The 17456-nt window shown below is 41.0% G+C and carries 13 protein-coding genes and 1 pseudogene; 10 read left to right on the top strand and 4 right to left on the bottom strand.

Features of this window, described 5'->3' with window-relative positions; genetic code table 11:
- The 3 genes and pseudogenes from NSQ57_RS03195 (at window position 1) to NSQ57_RS03205 (ending at window position 2374) form a co-directional block, all read left to right on the top strand.
- The gene (locus tag NSQ57_RS03195; RefSeq protein ID WP_069010922.1) at window positions 1-1284 is read left to right on the top strand and encodes an MFS transporter; all 1284 of its coding nucleotides are present in this window, start codon (window positions 1-3) and stop codon (window positions 1282-1284) included.
- A gap of 184 nt (window positions 1285-1468) precedes the next feature.
- Window positions 1469-1621, top strand: a pseudogene (locus tag NSQ57_RS03200) (MFS transporter); the annotation flags it as partial.
- 183 nt (window positions 1622-1804) lie between these two features.
- Window positions 1805-2374, top strand: coding sequence for a sugar O-acetyltransferase (locus NSQ57_RS03205; RefSeq protein ID WP_029515893.1), 570 nt, complete (start codon window positions 1805-1807; stop codon window positions 2372-2374).
- A 116-nt stretch (window positions 2375-2490) separates the two neighbouring features.
- Here NSQ57_RS03205 and NSQ57_RS03210 read toward each other — a convergent pair whose 3' ends face one another.
- Window positions 2491-3045 (bottom strand): XRE family transcriptional regulator, encoded by a 555-nt coding sequence (locus tag NSQ57_RS03210; RefSeq protein WP_081317545.1) that lies wholly within the window; start codon window positions 3043-3045, stop codon window positions 2491-2493.
- A 110-nt stretch (window positions 3046-3155) separates the two neighbouring features.
- On the opposite strand from NSQ57_RS03210, the gene NSQ57_RS03215 reads away from it, so the two are divergent.
- The 7 genes from NSQ57_RS03215 (at window position 3156) to NSQ57_RS03245 (ending at window position 13051) form a co-directional block, all read left to right on the top strand.
- Window positions 3156-3737 (top strand): LysE family transporter, encoded by a 582-nt coding sequence (locus tag NSQ57_RS03215; RefSeq protein ID WP_069010924.1) that lies wholly within the window; start codon window positions 3156-3158, stop codon window positions 3735-3737.
- A 273-nt stretch (window positions 3738-4010) separates the two neighbouring features.
- Window positions 4011-5750, top strand: a complete 1740-nt coding sequence (treC, locus tag NSQ57_RS03220; protein WP_165148214.1) for an alpha,alpha-phosphotrehalase — start codon at window positions 4011-4013, stop codon at window positions 5748-5750.
- A 90-nt stretch (window positions 5751-5840) separates the two neighbouring features.
- A complete protein-coding gene (gene treP / locus NSQ57_RS03225) occupies window positions 5841-7805 on the top strand; it encodes a PTS system trehalose-specific EIIBC component (protein ID WP_342425615.1) in 1965 nt (654 codons plus the stop codon).
- A gap of 76 nt (window positions 7806-7881) precedes the next feature.
- Window positions 7882-8631 carry a trehalose operon repressor gene (gene treR, locus NSQ57_RS03230; protein WP_069010927.1) on the top strand — a complete coding sequence of 250 codons (750 nt, stop codon included), beginning with the start codon at window positions 7882-7884 and terminating at the stop codon, window positions 8629-8631.
- Window positions 8632-8841: 210 nt separating this feature from the next.
- Window positions 8842-9582 carry a LytTR family DNA-binding domain-containing protein gene (locus tag NSQ57_RS03235; RefSeq protein WP_165148237.1) on the top strand — a complete coding sequence of 247 codons (741 nt, stop codon included), beginning with the start codon at window positions 8842-8844 and terminating at the stop codon, window positions 9580-9582.
- Between the two features lies 1 nt (window position 9583).
- Window positions 9584-10885: an ATP-binding protein gene (locus NSQ57_RS03240; protein ID WP_342425616.1), complete on the top strand. Its 1302-nt coding sequence runs from the start codon at window positions 9584-9586 to the stop codon at window positions 10883-10885.
- Between the two features lie 123 nt (window positions 10886-11008).
- A complete protein-coding gene (locus tag NSQ57_RS03245; RefSeq protein WP_342425617.1) occupies window positions 11009-13051 on the top strand; it encodes a serine hydrolase domain-containing protein in 2043 nt (680 codons plus the stop codon).
- Between the two features lie 113 nt (window positions 13052-13164).
- Here the strand turns inward: NSQ57_RS03245 and NSQ57_RS03250 are convergent, their stop codons facing one another.
- Genes NSQ57_RS03250 through NSQ57_RS03260 form a run of 3 tightly spaced genes read right to left on the bottom strand, consistent with a single transcriptional unit; the run spans window position 13165 to window position 17164 of the window.
- The gene (locus NSQ57_RS03250; protein ID WP_342425618.1) at window positions 13165-14364 is read right to left on the bottom strand and encodes a Ger(x)C family spore germination protein; all 1200 of its coding nucleotides are present in this window, start codon (window positions 14362-14364) and stop codon (window positions 13165-13167) included.
- Window positions 14357-15460, bottom strand: a complete 1104-nt coding sequence (locus tag NSQ57_RS03255; protein ID WP_342425619.1) for a GerAB/ArcD/ProY family transporter — start codon at window positions 15458-15460, stop codon at window positions 14357-14359. Before NSQ57_RS03255 ends, NSQ57_RS03250 begins: the two co-directional genes overlap by 8 nt.
- A 24-nt stretch (window positions 15461-15484) precedes the next feature.
- Window positions 15485-17164, bottom strand: a complete 1680-nt coding sequence (locus NSQ57_RS03260) for a spore germination protein (protein WP_342425620.1) — start codon at window positions 17162-17164, stop codon at window positions 15485-15487.
- Window positions 17165-17456: the final 292 nt, after the last annotated feature.

The raw sequence follows: 17456 nt of genomic DNA on the forward strand, positions 1-17456 counted from the left end.
ATGAATTTGACGAATGCTTCGCAGAAGAGGCAAGCGCTTATCAATTCCTATGCGGAATCTTCAGATAAGCAAAGAAAACTGTATCGTCGTACGCTTATCACCGTTATTTTCTCTCAAATTTTTGGAGGCGCCGGACTTGCTGCCGGAGTAACCGTTGGTGCGTTGTTGGCGCAAGATATGCTGGGTACGGATAAATTTACGGGGATTCCTGCGGCACTATTTACACTTGGTTCAGCGGCTGCAGCGCTCCTCGTTGGTCGGTTTTCCCAAAGATTCGGCCGACGAATGGGGCTGGGACTCGGTTTTATTGCAGGGGGAGTTGGGGCGATCGGTGTCGTTGTTGCAGCCCTTATGAATAGTATTACCCTGCTTCTAGTCTCCCTTCTTGTTTATGGATCGGGAACGGCTACAAATCTGCAGGCTCGTTATGCCGGTACAGATCTCGCAAGTTCAAAGCAGAGGGCAACAGCTGCGAGTATGGCTATGGTCTTTACAACGATCGGAGCGGTAGCCGGTCCCAACTTAGTTAACGTTACCGGAGAGTTTGCGTTATCCATTGGAGTTCCCAGTTTAGCGGGACCTTTTCTTTTAGCGGCGGTAGCCTATACATTAGCAGGCATAATATTATTGCTACTTCTTCATCCTGACCCTTTATTGGTGGCCAAAGCAGTTGCGAATCAGGCGGCACAAGGAAGCCAGTCGTCTTCTGATCTTGAGGCTACTCGTGATGGTAGAAAAGGAATTATTCTTGGCGCTTTAATCATGATAATAACTCAAATTGTCATGGTTGCGATTATGACGATGACTCCCGTACATATGAAGCACCATGGACATGGACTCGGCGAAGTAGGATTAGTCATCGGTTTTCATATTGGTGCTATGTATCTTCCGTCTCTAGTTACGGGTATTCTTGTCGATAAGATTGGTCGTATAGCGATGGCGATGGCTTCAGCTGTAACGCTACTTCTCGCTGGCGTAGTAGCTGCGTTGGCTCCCACTGATTCGATGGTTTTGCTTATTGTGGCGCTTTCTCTTTTAGGGATAGGGTGGAATTTTGGACTGATTAGTGGAACCGCTTTGATTGTAGATTCGACGACAATATCTAATCAAGCTAAGGTACAGGGATCGGTGGACGTACTTATTGCTTTGGCAGGAGCTTCGGGAGGAGCACTGTCCGGGATGATCGTAGCAAATTCAAGCTATTCCATACTTTCTTATGCGGGAGGAATTCTGGCGCTGGCGTTACTTCCTATCATGTTATGGATGCGTTCAAAGAGAGCATAGACTAGCAAAAAACGACCTTATGGTCGTTTTTTTGTGTTTACCTAACTGTCGGGGGGAAGCAGCCATAGTTCTCTTTTTGACAAATAGTTTGGATACGAATAGAATGACTAATTATGATACAACTTATTAAAACATTAATAAAAAGTGGTGATAAGTAGATATGTAAATGCCAGTAGAATCATCCATGAATCCTCGGGTAATTCGTAATATCTTGTTTTTGTTGTTCGCTTTACCGGGTGTAGCTTTTGCTTCCTGGGTATCTCGAACGCCTACTATACGGGGTAATTTACATGTCTCGACTGCCGAAATGGGAATCATTATTTTTGGATTAGCTGCATTTCTTTAGCGGGACTACTTATAGATCCCCCAGGCTTAGGGTTTTTAGGTGAACATGTTGGAACTTCTGCATGCCTTGATTGTAGTGCTTGTTGGCGTTATGGTCGCTGGTTTGATATCGGGTGCAGCCCAACCCATTGGAGTGAAAGAAAAAATCAGATTAAAAAATAAAGGGGATTGTCGCATGACTATGAAAACGGAAAAACAAAAGATGATAGATGGAGAACTGTATGTAGCTGCTGATCCTCAATTAACGAGTGAAAGAGAGTATGCGAGAAGATGTGTCCGTCTCTTTAATCAGACGACAGAGACGGATCGTGAGTACCGTGAAAAGTTACTTAAGGAGCTTTTCGGATCAACTGGTGAAAATATAGGCATGGAACCCAACATACGTTGTGACTACGGATACAACATCCATGTTGGAAATAATTTCTATGCCAACTTTGACTGTACCATTTTGGATGTTTGCGAAGTGCGCATTGGAGATAATTGTTTCCTGGCTCCAGGAGTTCATATTTACACAGCAACTCACCCCATAGATCCGTTTGAACGAATCGCTGGCCCAGAGTATGGAAAGCCTGTTAAGATTGGCAACAATGTATGGATCGGCGGGAGAGCAGTGATCAATCCTGGTGTTACGATAGGTAATAATGTCGTAGTGGCATCAGGAGCAGTAGTAACCAAGGATGTTCCAGATCATGTGGTTGTAGCTGGAAATCCAGCACGAATAATTAAGCAGATTGAAATCTCCTAAACAGCATACAGGCAAAGCATTTAATATTTGTTCCGATGATCCTATTAAAATAGCTCTTTATTTTAATAGGATCATTTAATTTAAAGACTAGTATGCTTATGGTCTTCAAGATTGAACTATACAGAGTAATAAATAATCATATTCATCCGAACTAGTGTTTCTCCTAGATTATAGTAAATGTGTGGACGGTCTGCTTTAAACCGGATTGAATCTCCAGCTTTAACTGTGTACATTTCTTCGCTGACTTTTATCACCATTTCACCCTCAAATACCGTAATAAATTCTTCTGTACCTTCACGGTGTGGCGCTGAACTCAGTTCCCCGCCTGCTTCAATCTCTACGGTGTAAACCTCAAAATTTCTACTTCCTTCATAGGGAAAAAACGGATACAACCGATAGTGATTATTTTCTTCAAGCACTTGCACCTTGGTTTTCGGAACGACTACTGCATCTGCAGGGGGTTCATTAATCAGGGCAGTGAAAGAGATTTTCAAACCGTTCGCAATTTTCCATACGGTTGTAATCGAAGGATTTGATTCTCCCCGCTCAATCTGACCAAGCATCGTTTTACTGATCCCCGTCAGATCGGCTAATTTATCTAAACTTAATTTTCGTTCATTTCTTAGATATTTCAAATTTTTACTTAAAATCAGATTAATATTCTCCATAATTATTCGCCCCTATTGTGCTTTATAAAGAACGTATTGTACAATCATAAAGTACAAACGTGCGTTTTAACGCACACTTTATACAATTATAACATACTGGAGTTGATTGTTGCATGCCGGTTATTCCGTTTCTTTCTTATGTGATTGTTACCAGCTTTACGCCCGGACCCAACAATATTATGTCATTAGACAGTGCCAGGCGGTTAGGTTTGAGAAAAGCATTTCCATTTTTGCTGGGAGTAACAGCGGGCTGTTTCGCTATTATGCTGTTAGCCTGCTATTTTAATCTTGCTTTGTATCATTTTTTGCCACGGGTTAAAATCTGGATGAATGTACTCGGTAGTCTGTACATGCTTTATCTGGCGATAAAAATAGCGAAGAGCAAACCTTCTTCTAAAAATAATGATCACAATGAAGGATATTCCTTCAAATCAGGATTGCTGCTGCAATTTATCAATTTAAAAGTCATTTTGTATGGTATTACGGTCATTTCAACGTTTGTTATGCCTTATGATGTATCGTATATAGAGCTTATTATGATTTCATTACTTTTGACCTGTATTGGTTTTATAGCTGTAGTGTGCTGGGCGATTTTTGGGGCTATGTTTCAGCGTTTCTTGAACAAGTATGAGCGCTCCTTCAATATCATAATGTCCTTATTGCTCCTTTATAGTGCACTATCGATATGGATGTAAATGAATACCGTTTCCATCATAGAAAAGAAAGGTTCCTGACTATAGGCAGGAGCTTTTTTTTCGTGTGAATTGAGCTTATTTTACGAGTTATAACATACAATCGGACAGAATGGATGAGTCTCCTGATCATTTAGCTGCAAAACGGGTATTACCTTAATAAATAAAGCTGTTGACAACTTGTATATACATGACTTAATCTTGTATATACAAGTTGTTGAAAGCGTTATATTATTTTTTACGCTATTTCATTTCGCAAGAAAGGAATGAGCATGAATGGAAGCAACGAATAGGACTTTGATTCCTCAAGATAAGGACTGGTGGCGAAAATCAGTAGTCTATCAGGTTTATCCCAAAAGTTTTAACGATACGACGGGTAAAGGAACCGGTGATATAAGAGGACTGACGCAAAAGCTGGATTATTTGCAAAAACTGGGTGTCGATATTGTCTGGTTGCAGCCTGTATATGTCTCACCACAACGTGATAACGGGTATGATGTAGCCGATTATTGCCGGATTAATCCTGACTATGGAACAATGCAGGATTTTGAAGAATTGAGCCGGGAAATTCGGGCGCGTGGGATGCACTTGATGATCGACATCGTGGTTAACCATTCTTCCACAGAGCATGTCTGGTTTCAGCAGGCGCGGCTTTCTAAGGATAGTGAGTACAGGGACTATTATATCTGGCGTGACCCAGCACCCGATGGAGGACCTCCGAACAACTGGATTTCCAAGTTTGGTGGACCAGCTTGGCAGTATGACGAGGCTACAAACCAATATTTCTTGACACTGTTTGATAAGACGCAGGCGGATTTAAACTGGGAAAATCCCAAAGTTCGTCAGGAAGTTGTTAATGTGCTGGAATTTTGGGCAGAGAAGGGAGTTAGTGGCTTCCGACTTGATGTCATTAATTTGATTTCCAAAGATCAGCAATTCTCGGACGACGATGGAAGCACGGCTCCTGGGGACGGGCGTAAGTATTATACGGACGGCCCAAGTGTGCATGAATACCTTCATGAATTACATGAGAAAGTATTCTCAGCGTATAACAGTGTCACTGTAGGGGAGATGTCCTCCACCTCACTGGATCACTGTATCCGTTATTCCAATCCAGAAAGAAAAGAATTGTCCATGACCTTTAATTTTCATCATTTGAAGGTAGATTATCCAAATGGACATAAGTGGGAATTGATGCCATATGATTTTGAATTGTTGAAGAAGCTATTCTCGGATTGGCAAACGGGCATGCAACAAGGTGGCGGCTGGAGTGCATTGTTTTTTAACAATCATGATCAGCCAAGGGCGATCTCTCGCTTTTTGGATGATGGCGAATACCATGCGGAAAGCGCCAAGCTGCTGGCAACCACGTTACATGGTCTTCAAGGAACGCCCTATATATTTCAAGGTGAAGAGATTGGGATGGCCAACCCGCAGTGGGCAGATATTGAAGAGTTTCGGGATGTTGAATCTCTGAATATGTATCGTATCTTACAGGAACAAGGCAAAAGTGCAGAAGAAGCATTGAATATCATTCGAGAGCGGTCTCGTGATAATTCGAGGACACCGATGCAGTGGGATAACACTCGCAATGCGGGCTTCACTACAGGCACGCCTTGGATTAAGGTAGATGAACGATATCCACAGATCAACGTTCAGTCTCAGTTAGAGGACCCGAACTCGATCTACAATCATTACCGTCAGCTGATTCACCTGCGTAAGACGGTGCAGGTCCTTACTGACGGGAGTTATCAACGTTTGGACGAAGCTCATCCTCAGGTCTACGCCTATCAACGCAGCAATGAAGAGGAGACTTTGATCGTCATCTCTAATTTTAGCGGACAGGATGCGCAATTCCGTATACCGGATTCATTTTATTCATCATTAAAAAATCAAGCGTTGGGTGCGGCTGAGCTTTTAATAGGTAATACCCAGCACGTCCCGGAGCTAAAACAAGAGATCACTTTGGCCCCATATGCTTCATATATGTGGATTGTCCGTAGTCTTAGTGAATAGTATGGAGATAACTAGTAGTACCCCGGGAACGTTATTTTTTATAACCGGGGTTGCTGCTAAAAAAGAGCAAACGTTAAGGGAGTGGGCTAAATGGCGATTGAAAGATCACAGGTAGAAGACATTATAAAAGCCGTTGGTGGCAAAGACAACATAGAGGCCTCTACGCATTGCGTAACTCGTCTGCGATTTGCCCTTTATGATGATAAGCTGGTCGATAAAGAAGCACTGGAACAAAATGATTTGGTCAAAGGCCAATTTTCTTCACAAGGACAGTATCAGGTCGTGATTGGTCCAGGCCTGGTGGATAAGGTATATAACGAAATGATCTCCATTACAGGAGGTAGTCGGGCTTCTAAAGACGATGTCAAAAATGCAGCAAGCAAAAAACAAAATCCAATTCAGCGTGCCATCAAGACGCTGGCAGATATTTTTATCCCCATCTTGCCCGCAATCGTGACTGCAGGTTTATTACTTGGAATAAATAATATTTTGACAGGCAAGGGGATTTTCTTCGAAGGTATGGCTCTGGTTCAGGTCTATCCTCAATGGACTGACTTTGCTGCTATCATTAACACCATTGCCAGCACCGCTTTTACATTCCTACCTGCCTTAATTGGATGGTCAGCCGTTGTCCGGTTTGGCGGCAGTCCTTTACTCGGGATTGTACTGGGTCTGATTCTGGTTCACCCAGATCTATTAAGTGCATACGGTTATGCGGATGCCGTTACCAAAGGAACCGTTCCGGTTTGGAATTTGTTTGGGTGGGAAGTGAACAAGATTGGTTATCAAGGACAGGTTTTACCTGTTTTAGTATCCGCTTACGTACTTGCACAAATTGAAAAATTCCTAAATAAAAAGATAGCGGATTCATTTAAGCTGTTACTCGTGGCACCGATTACATTATTAATAACGGGATTTCTGGCTTTTACAGTGATCGGTCCGGTTACTTTTATGATTGGTAATGCTATTACGTCTGGTCTTGTATACGTTTTCGATTGGGCTCCTGCGGTGGGAGGCTTGATCTATGGAGGCTTGTACTCCTTGCTCGTGATTACGGGAATGCACCATACTTTCCTGGCGGTGGATGTGCAATTAATTGGTACGCAGGGTGGAACGTTCCTCTGGCCGATGCTGGCGCTGTCCAATATCGCTCAGGGGGCCGGAGCATTGGCCATGATGCTGGTATTGAAGGAGCAAAAGGGAAAAGGGTTGGCTCTTACCTCTTCTGTGTCTGCTTTTCTGGGTGTAACCGAGCCTGCCATATTCGGGGTGAATATCCGATATAAATATCCGTTCGTATTTGGAATGATCGGTTCGGGTATCGCAGGTATACTGCTTACCGTAAATCATGTGATGGCTTCTTCCATTGGTGTGGGAGGGATTCCAGGCTTCTTGTCTATTTTCCCAAACAACTGGGGTGTATTCTTCATTGGGATGGCGATCGTATTGATTGTACCGTTCACTTTAACCTTTATGTATGGAAAACTGCTAAATAAGCGCCGTCAGACTCCAGCTACACCAGCTAACGACTCCGTACGGAAAGATTCGGGCCGTCAAAATTCTGCACTGGATGTGCTTGAAGTAAAGACTCCGGTACTGGGACGTGTTGTGCCATTGGAGCAGGTTCCTGATCCGGCTTTTGCCGAACGGCAGATGGGACACGGTATCGCAGTGGAACCGAAGGATGGCAAGATTCTTGCCCCTTTCAGCGGAAAAGTTATTCATATCATGATGAAAAGCAAGCATGCCTTGATTTTGGAGCATCCGACAGGTGTACAGATTCTGGTACATGTGGGGATCAATACGGTGTCACTGAAGGGTGAGGGATTCACTATACATGTGGAGACAGATCAAACTGTGAAGCAAGGACAACTATTGATGGAATTTGACCGTGATCTGATTCAGAAATCTGGATATCCCATCATTACACCTGTCATTGTCCCGGATGGCCAAAGTATGATTAAATCGGTTGAGGAACTGCCAGGTGAGGCAGACGATTTGCAGTATACCTTAATGAAAATTCATTTGAATTCTTCATCAGGTCATAGGAATTAATTCAGTTTCAATTCGCACAGTCTATTATAGTGAACAGGGAAGTGAAAGAATGCTACAATGAACGTGGTGATGAAAATTGACAAAGAATATATTTTTGCAAATTTATCAGGATTATTCGGGACAGATTCAGACAGGCGAATTGGCTCCAGGTACGAAAATGCCATCTGAAAATGAACTGGCCCGGGAGTATAACACTTCTCGCGAAACCGTACGTAAGGCACTCCATTTGCTTGCACAAAATGGGTATATCCATAAAATAAAAGCTAAAGGATCTTTTGTTCTGGATATGGGACGGATGGATTTTCCTATAGGAGGTCTGGTCAGTTTTAAGGAAATGTCCGAACGGATTGGGCGTACATCACGAACCATTGTACATGAAAATCAACTACTTCCAGTTCCAGATGACATAGCCAATCATCTTGAGATTGACAAAGACAAATATTTGGTCTGGAAAGTCGTTCGTGCACGTGAAATTGAAGGTGAATGCGTCATATTGGACAAAGATTACTTTCGATCAGACATTGTATCTGTGCTTACTGAGGAAATTAGTCGTGGATCCATCTACGAATATTTGGAGGGAGAGCTCCATCTTCAAATCAGTTATGCAAAAAAAGTCGTTTCCGTAGAAAATGCAGACGAAGAAGATCATAGGCTGATGGACCTTCAGAACTACACTCATGTGGTCGTAGTACGTAACTATGTTTATCTGGAGGACACCACGTTGTTCCAGTATACCGAGTCAAGGCATCGGCTGGACAAATTCCAATTTGTCGACTTTGCCAGACGTTCCCACGGTGGAGACAAGAGAGCAGATTTTTTAAAATAACGATCAATAATATAGTTAAGAAACCCCGTCTTTTAAGACGAGGGTTTCTTTTTTACCTTGGATGCAACTGCTGAGCAGCTTGTATACTGGCATTTGAGGGATTTGAATTTGCGTTTTATCCAAAAGCTGTTTATAGAATATTAAAAGGTTATATACTGTTTAGAATACAATTCCATGATCAATGCAATGGGAACGAGGTGTATGTTATTTATGTATAGAGTGGCTATCTGCGATGATGAGCACAAGCAGAGAGAGCTTGTTAAAAATATGCTGATTACTTTGTCGATAAAGACCAGTATAGAATTTAAAGTTGAATTATTCGACTCCGGAGAACAGCTGGTATCTCATTATCAAAACCATGAGTCTCCATTCCATATCTTAATATTGGATGTTGAAATGAGTGGCATGAACGGAATCCAAACCGCCCAAAAAATAAGGAGTTTAAATCACCTGGATGAACAGATTGTTTTTTTAACGAGCTACCCTGAATATATGGTGGAAAGTTTTGACGTAGTCACATTTCAGTATTTAATAAAACCGATTGCTCCCCATATCTTTGAGGAAAAAATGATAAAGCTGTGTCAATATTTTCAATCTCTCGATAAAAAATTCGTTATCATCAAGTCAGCTTATGAGGAAGTGCTTTTAAAATATGATGATATCATTAGTATTGAAGTGGTCAAAAGCTTAACCATAAAAAACAAACTGCATTTTGTAACCTCTACTCAAACCTATGATAGCAAAGGGATTCTTTCGGACTATGCTTCAGCATTAAAAGAACATAATTTTCTACAAATTCATCGTTCGATTATTATAAACTTAATTCATGTGAAAAAATTTGCTGGCGGTGATGTTTTGATGTCAAATGATGTGAAGTTACCTATTGGGCGTTCTAAAATAAAAGAAGTTAAAGATCTATATACCAAATTTATGATCATGAAGATGCATTAATATGATGGAATATAACTCCCTGCTTCTTAATCTTTGCGTTGTCCTTGTTATGTGCTTCCAAGTGAATTTTTACTTTAACTCGGTTTTTGATAAGTCCAATCGAAAGCCGAACAGATTCGTGTACTTCATTATTTTTGGGTTGCTGGATTCCCTATATTTAAGTGTTTATTTGGCTCCTACGATATCTTCGATTTTAGCATTACTTGTCATATTTAGTTTAGCGCAATCGTATACAGTGGAAATAAAGACAAAGATCATCTTTTCTATCCTTTATGCTGTATTGATAACCATCGTTAATTTTATATCTCTTTATATTTTATATGCTGTAGGCTCTGTTAAAATTAGCAACTTTAGCCATTTGAGTGAACAAGATCACTTGATATACTCTAAGGTTATGTTACTCAGCTGCATTATCATGTTTGCTGTCATTCAGATTATACGGTTATTTGCCAAACGAAGAACCTTCCCTTTGCAGCATCGTTACTATATTTTATTTTTAATCGTTCCCATCATAAGTTTATACCAGGTCAATGTTTTATCTGTTTATAGTGAAAAGAATATGTATTATTTTGGTTCTATTATTGGCTTTATTTCCTTAAATGTTTTTATCATATATATTTTTGATAATGTCATTGAAAAATTTCAATTAATGCATGAAAATGCTCAATTACAAGATCAGATGGACTACCAAGATGCCAATTATGAAAAAACGGTTCACAGCTTCAAAAATATAAAAAGAATCATTCATGATACACACCAACAGTTTTTGTATATTGAAGAATGTATCAAGAGAAATGAATTGGCTGAGGCGAGTGAACATATTAAGGTTACCTTAAATAAAATCGAAGGAGCATATCAAAGGGTTAATACCGGTAATCTGGTTATAGATGCCCTTGTCACGAATAGTCTTAACATTGGACAAGCCAATGGCATCAAGGTAGATACCCAACTTAACTTATATTCACAGAAAGTAAATATTGAACGTTATGATTTATGTGTAGTTCTAGGGAATATGCTGGATAATGCCATAGAAGCATCTAAAAAGGTCAAGATTGCGGATGACAGGTACATTCTTATTAAAATACATTCCAATGAGTCCACGCTTTTCATTCACATCCTTAATCATGTGGAGAATGAAGTGGCTCATTTGCATAGTCAAAAATCAAACCCGGATGTTCATGGCATTGGCTTAACCAATATATCTAGAATATGTGACAAATATGGTGGGAATATGACCATTGAAACGAAAAATAAAGTATTCGATAATATGGTCTTATTGCCATTTTATAAGGACATTCCTTAGACATCATGTTGTTTAGGGATTGTTTTTTTCGTTTAAGGGTGTTTTTTTATATAGAATCCTCGTTCATTGTATGATCAGGTCAGTCATAAAATCTGGTGAAGCTATAAGAGGAGGAAATATGGAATGAAGAAAATAATAGCTGTGTTCGTTTCTGCTATGCTTTTTGTACTGCCGATGACGAATACTTTTGCTCAAGGCACTGCTGAACCCATCAAGGAAAAGGCTCGCAGTCTGGCCTCGGAGCTGGTATCCAAATACGGTGCTAGCGGTGTGCAGTATGCCATTATGGACCAAGGAAACATCGTATTATCGGATAGCGTGGGTGTAAAGAATAAAGCAACCAACGAGCCGATCACCAAAGATACGATGTTCGGTATAGGCTCTACAAGCAAAATGTATGTATCTGCTGCAACGATGATGCTGGTGGATGCCCATAAGGTAGATATTGATCAGCCATTAACAACATACATTAAGGACTTTAAAATGTCTGATGAAAGATACAAACAAATTACACCGCGTATGCTGTTAAATCATTCGTCAGGTCTTTATGGTGCTCACTATAAAAATAGTATGTTATTTAATGACAATGATACAGAAAATCATGATGAGCTCTTGCTAAGGTTGCAATCAGAAACTTTAAAATCAAACCCTGGCGAATATTCCGTATATACCAATGATGGATTTCAATTGCTTGAAATATTAGTTGAGCGGGTGAGCGGTCTAAGTTACACCGATTTCCTGGCAAAGCATATGAGTACCCCTTTGGGTTTGAAATCTACCAAAACACCTCTCGATCAATTTGATAGACAAAAGCTGTCCAAAACTTATTTTCCTGCGATTGAGGGGGCCTTACCGGTTGAAAATGCCAATGTCATCGGGACAGGGGGCTTATACTCCACCGCAGAAGAGGTGGCTATGTTTTCAGAAGTGTTAACGGGGAACAGACCTGATATTCTATCTGCCCAATCGGCGAAGTCCATGCAAAGTCATGAATATCGAAAAGGAATATGGGTACCTGAAGAGACAAACAGCTTTAATTATGGACTTGGTTGGGATGCGGTTCAGTTGGCACCGTTTAGTGATTACGGAATAACAGCGTTATCCAAAGGTGGGGATACTGTTTTGTATCACTCTGTCTTGATCACCATGCCGGAGCATCATATTTCTATGGCTGTACTTTCATCTGGAGGGTCTTCCATCTTAGATAGTATTTTTGCCTCTAACATTTTATTGGAAGTTTTAAAAGATAAGGGCATCATTAAAGACATCCTACCGGAGAAAACATTTGAGCCTCCTGTAAAAGTGGAAATGCCATCTGATTTACTTTCTTATTCGGGATTATACGGTTCTGTGGGTACAACCATCAATGTAGAGATTAAAAACGGTGAGTTTGATTTACCTGCTTTCTTGGATGGATTCGTCCCGGCGCAAAAATATGTGTATACAGGCAATGGACAATTCAAAAGCAGTGATGGCAGTGTAGCCATAAGCTTTGAAAAACAAAAAAACGGGAAAACGTATATTAAGGCTAACCTATATTTAGACTTTCCGGGATTAGGTCAAATGGTTATGGTGACTTATGAATATCAAAAGCTAGATGCCAATCCTGTAAATCCCACAGTTAAAAAGGCATGGGAAAACAGAAACGGGAGAATTTATTATGCTTTGGATGAAAAGATATCTTCCATATTTTATCTGGCCCCCTCATTTATAACGAAAAAAATATCCGTTGATCATGATGGATACGCAAGTGGTACTAAAATTGTGAATGAGAATAAAGCAGTAAATGCCGTTGAGATTCCAGTTATGAGTGGAAGAGATGCATTTGATCTGAATTTTTATACCAAGGATGGTTCGGAGTATTTAACCATAGATGGACAATCCTATATCAGTGAAGATGCTGCTAAACCTATCTTGGGAGGAAAATCAGTGCACACCATACCATCTAATGGCCAAGCCACATGGTATAAAATAGATAAAAACTCAGCCAATAAAACGATGACCGTTGATTTTCCAACAAGCGGAGGGTTCGCTGTCTATGATGAAAACGGAGCAGTTGTACAATTTTCAACTGCTAGCAATAACAATTCGGTTGTACTGCCCAAAGGTGGCTTGATCGTTTTGGGTGGCAATGCAGGGGATGTATTTAAAATCAATTTGAATTAATTGTGTAGCCGCTTCTGGAAATTCAGGAGCGACCGTTGCAGCGTTGGAAGGTTAAGTAGACAACCGAGAATTTTAAGTCGAATTGGCCTTTATATAAGACCAATTCGACTTTTTCATTCAGCAGATGAACCTAAATCCGTAATGGATAATTTTATATCAAAGGTTACGGGTGTTTTGCTGAATTTGTAATCCCAATCATCCTTTACTTTTTTCCACACCTGCGGTTCCTCAATATGCAAATGATCACCAAAACCGGCAACATCGACTTTATATTCTGACTGTAATTTGTGCATAAGAGACTTAATCCTGCTAGTCACTTGTTCTTCAAACTCTTTCTCAGCCTCCTTCATGTTTTGTGTCTCAGTCGGGTCGGCTTTATCATCCCAGTTTTCGATTAAACGTCCTTTGGATTCAATTTCTACGTGAAACGAGATATCGTTACTCTCAGTCACCTTCGTTGTTATTTTGCTTTTTACCGATTTGATTTCGTAAGTTATGGCTTCATTCCGCTTATCATACGTTTTGACAGCTCCGCCCTTAACATCCCCTGTAATCCATCCAATACTCTCCACGTCTTGTTGTCCCAAAGTACCGATCCAGTGACCGGTATCTCCTTTAATAATGCCGGCACCTGAAAATTCTAATTCTCCATCGGATTCAGTGATGTTTTGCAATATATAGCTTTTTTTGGAATGCATCAACCCATCCAATTCAGACAAATTTACTCCCTTCATTACCTTGCTGGTTCTGAAATGGTTACGAAGCATATACAGAATATGAATGGATGGGACTTCTTCTTTATATTTGGTAACTAAAGTACTATCTGCTCGTCCCTTGCTTAAAAAGACCAAACAACTCGGGCGAATATCATTATCACGAAGCACAAAATCCATCAATTGCTGCATCGTCTGTTGTTTTGCCAGTTCGGTGGAAACCACCATGACCTTTAGATGGTGGCCAATAACGGGGCGATCCAAACGGAGAGAGAGTTGGCGGAAGATTTCAAGCAAAGAATCTCCTGTGCCAGTTATGTTGTTATAGTTTGGCTCTTGTCCCCCTCCTCCGCCTTGTTGGTTTGGGCTTCCAGATGATTTTTTGGGGACGATTTGTACGCTGGCCGTAATTTTATTTTTCTTGAAGTAACGGCTGCCTTTCTTCTCCAGATCCTGTTCCAATGGAGTGAGCTCTCCCTTATCCAGAGAAAGTCCTGTATATATGCTAAGTTCCTCTACTTCTTTGCTGCTCCAACAACCGACTTGAGTCACCAGAAGAATAAAGGCAAGCAGTACAGATAGGATAGGTCGTCTACACATTTTGCTTCATTCCCTTCTTCCTGATCATGAACACAATGGAGAGAAATACCGGAATCAAAATAAATAATAGGATTCCCATATATCCGATCGCATCGCCCAGGCTAAACACTTCCATCATACGAACAGGAGTCATTGTGGAGATAAAGATTAGCGGGATTAAACCGAAAACCGCATAACGATATTTAAAACCAAACACCTGTGAAACACCTAAGGATGCATTGAAGAAAAAACTGCAGGAATTACAAAACATTTGCATCATCCAGATCACTAGCAGTGGAAACTCTAGACGTTCAAAAAGAAATCCGGGGATTTCAAAACTGCGCATCAAATTAATGGTAGGCCAAGTACTTGTCACAGTGGAATCTACCGATAGCCCGCCGATGACCATAACTACGGTCAAAAAGTACAAAATTAAAGGGATACTGATCCCCACTACCATGGCCTTAAATGCTTTCTCGGGGTGTTGCATAAAAGCGACCAGTGTCATGACGACTTCACATCCACTGAAAACAAGGATAGTTGATTTCAGTCCCTTGATGACGGGTAAAACCCCTTCACTCAATACGGGACGAAGATGATCAATTTCAAAAATCCTTAAGCTAAAGAGAAAACAGAAAAGCAGAAAGAAGAGACTGATCGGAAGTACAATCTGGTACAGTCGCGCGATAGAATTAATGCCTCCAAAAACCAAATAACTCCCTACCCAGATAAATGGAATCACAATTGCCCAGATAGGTGTGCCTTCGAGTAGAAAAAAAATGTTCACTTCAGCTAACACACGGATTTCAAAGCCTGCAATGATTATAAAGTATATAATTAATAGCACGCTTAAGAATCCCCCCGGAATCTTGCCCACGATTCTTCTGGAATATTGATACACGGTGTTTCCAGGAAACTGTTGACTTAATTTCACCATGATCCAGACGACAAATATGACAATACTTCCACCGATGAGGACAGAAAGCCATGCATCAGGAGTCTGTACCTGTTCAGTTACACCCCTCGGCAGTGTCAAAATGCCTGCCCCCAATACGGTATTGGTCAGGAATACAGCCGCCTGCTTCGTTGTGATCTTGTCATCAGAGCGTCTAAACACAGTAGCTCCTCCTTCGTCTTGGCGTCATGGTCTACGCTTTTTTTGCTGCGTTTTCATCATAACAGGTCTTCGTTTCATCAGAGAAATAGGAGCCCGGATGTACATATCCTTCCAATCACTTGGTCGCATGGGTGAAAAGGGAGTTACATACGGTACGCCAAAACTTTTCAACTTCGTTAGATGGATACAAATTAACAGAAAGAACAATATGGTTCCGAGCATACCCAGGATTGCTGCAAAGAACATGCCGACGAAACGCAAAAGACGCAGGGTAATGCCCGCACTGTATGTCGGTATCGAAAACGAAGAAATAGCAGTAACGGCAACCACAATCACCAGAAAGGGGCTGACGATGCCCGCATTTACAGCAGCGTCGCCGATGACCAAGCCTCCCACAATGCCCATTGCAGGACCAATGGGTTTGGGCAATCGGATGCCGGCTTCCCGCAGGATTTCGATCGAAATTTCCAGAATCATGACTTCAATGACGGAAGGAAAAGGGACGCCTTGACGGGTCTGAATGATGCTAATGACCAGCTTGGTCGGAATCAAACCGGGATGAAATGAAATAAAAGAGATATACAAAGCAGGGCCCATCAGCGCTATGAAAGCTCCAAAAAATCTCAGCAAACGTAAAAGTGAACCTGGAATCCAGCGTTCATAATAATCCTCGGGAGATTGAAGCAGCATACTGAAGGTCACCGGGACAATAAGTGCAAAGGGAGTCCCGTCCAGAAGAATGGCTATTCTTCCTTCCAGTAATGCATTAATGACACGGTCGGGTCGCTCTGTGTTGTGAACCTGCTGGAACGGACTTAAATAATTGTCTTCGATGAGTTGCTCCACATAACCGGATTCAGCCAAAAAATCCATATCTATTTTTGATATTCTGCGGTTTACTTCTTCAAGAAGATCCGGATTCACAATATCCTTGATGTACGCGACAATCAGATCCTTTTTGATTCGGCTTCCCACTTGAAATTTCTTCATTTCCAGACTTTTATTTAAGCCCTGGCGTCGAAGCATCGAAGTATTTTCACTTAATACTTCCGTAAAACCGATTCTGGGACCCCGAAGTAGTGCTTCAGAGGTTGGTTCATTGACGGAGCGAATGGCGCCATTAGGCGAGCCTACCAGTAGTGCTTCCTTCATTCCTTCAATTAATAAGGCAGTATGACCTAAAAGGATGAACTCGTGCAGTTCCTCCATACTGGTAACTTCACTAATTTGCGTAAGTGGCATCAAGCTATCTTTTATAAAAGAGCTACTTATACTTTCCGGCTGTTCCTGTTGGTCCTGCTGGCCCTCAAACATCAAGACCTCCAATACCTGCTTGCTCATAAGCTTTTCATCCTGCATGCCTTCTATGAAGACTAATACGGACCGAGCATGAAATTTTTTCAACATAAACTCACGAAAATGCACATCACTATTTCCGCCTATAGACTCTCGGATCGAATTTAAATCGGAATCGTAATTCCCTGTAATTTTAGAGTTTGGTTTATTCTGTTGATCAAGGTGCCCTTCGTTATTTTCATCGGAGAGCGGCCGACCGGAAGAATGTTTGGATTTCGCTCCCTTACTACCGACAAACGAATAAATCGAGGTGTTTATATAATAAATCCCTAAAGGAATAATCAACGCGAGGCCTGCTTGAAAGAGTATACTCCAGCTCGGAATATAAGAAATTATTTTAGACCACAAGATGACCACCTCCAAACGAATCAATTCTAAGATACAAGTTGTCCCTAAAGTATTCCTTATAAAGGTTGTATTTACACATGAACTGGAAAGATTCGTTCGATGACCAGAGCAAATGATCATCAACTACACTATTTTTAAATCTAATCATTACGGCAGATCTCACACGAAACACTTCTGTTGTTGTTATAGAGCTATCTAGCACTGAGAGCCAGTGTAGAGAATGGAGCAAAATCCCTTGAAACGGAATAGGGAAATCCCTAAATATTCTTAATTTTAACTACATTGTGATTCT

This window comes from Paenibacillus sp. FSL L8-0502 (genome assembly GCF_038593055.1).
GTDB classification, from domain to species: Bacteria; Bacillota; Bacilli; order Paenibacillales; family Paenibacillaceae; genus Paenibacillus; species Paenibacillus polymyxa_D.

Bases quoted from the DNA above. Each gene is read 5' to 3' on its own strand.
- NSQ57_RS03235 (WP_165148237.1), top strand. From the start codon at position 8,842: ATGTATAGAGTGGCTATCTGCGATGATGAGCACAAGCAGAGAGAGCTT.
- NSQ57_RS03250 (WP_342425618.1), bottom strand. From the start codon at position 14,364: ATGTGTAGACGACCTATCCTATCTGTACTGCTTGCCTTTATTCTTCTG.
- NSQ57_RS03195 (WP_069010922.1), top strand. From the start codon at position 1: ATGAATTTGACGAATGCTTCGCAGAAGAGGCAAGCGCTTATCAATTCC.
- treP (WP_342425615.1), top strand. From the start codon at position 5,841: ATGGCGATTGAAAGATCACAGGTAGAAGACATTATAAAAGCCGTTGGT.
- NSQ57_RS03205 (WP_029515893.1), top strand. From the start codon at position 1,805: ATGACTATGAAAACGGAAAAACAAAAGATGATAGATGGAGAACTGTAT.
- NSQ57_RS03240 (WP_342425616.1), top strand. From the start codon at position 9,584: ATGATGGAATATAACTCCCTGCTTCTTAATCTTTGCGTTGTCCTTGTT.
- treC (WP_165148214.1), top strand. From the start codon at position 4,011: ATGGAAGCAACGAATAGGACTTTGATTCCTCAAGATAAGGACTGGTGG.
- NSQ57_RS03245 (WP_342425617.1), top strand. From the start codon at position 11,009: ATGAAGAAAATAATAGCTGTGTTCGTTTCTGCTATGCTTTTTGTACTG.
- NSQ57_RS03215 (WP_069010924.1), top strand. From the start codon at position 3,156: ATGCCGGTTATTCCGTTTCTTTCTTATGTGATTGTTACCAGCTTTACG.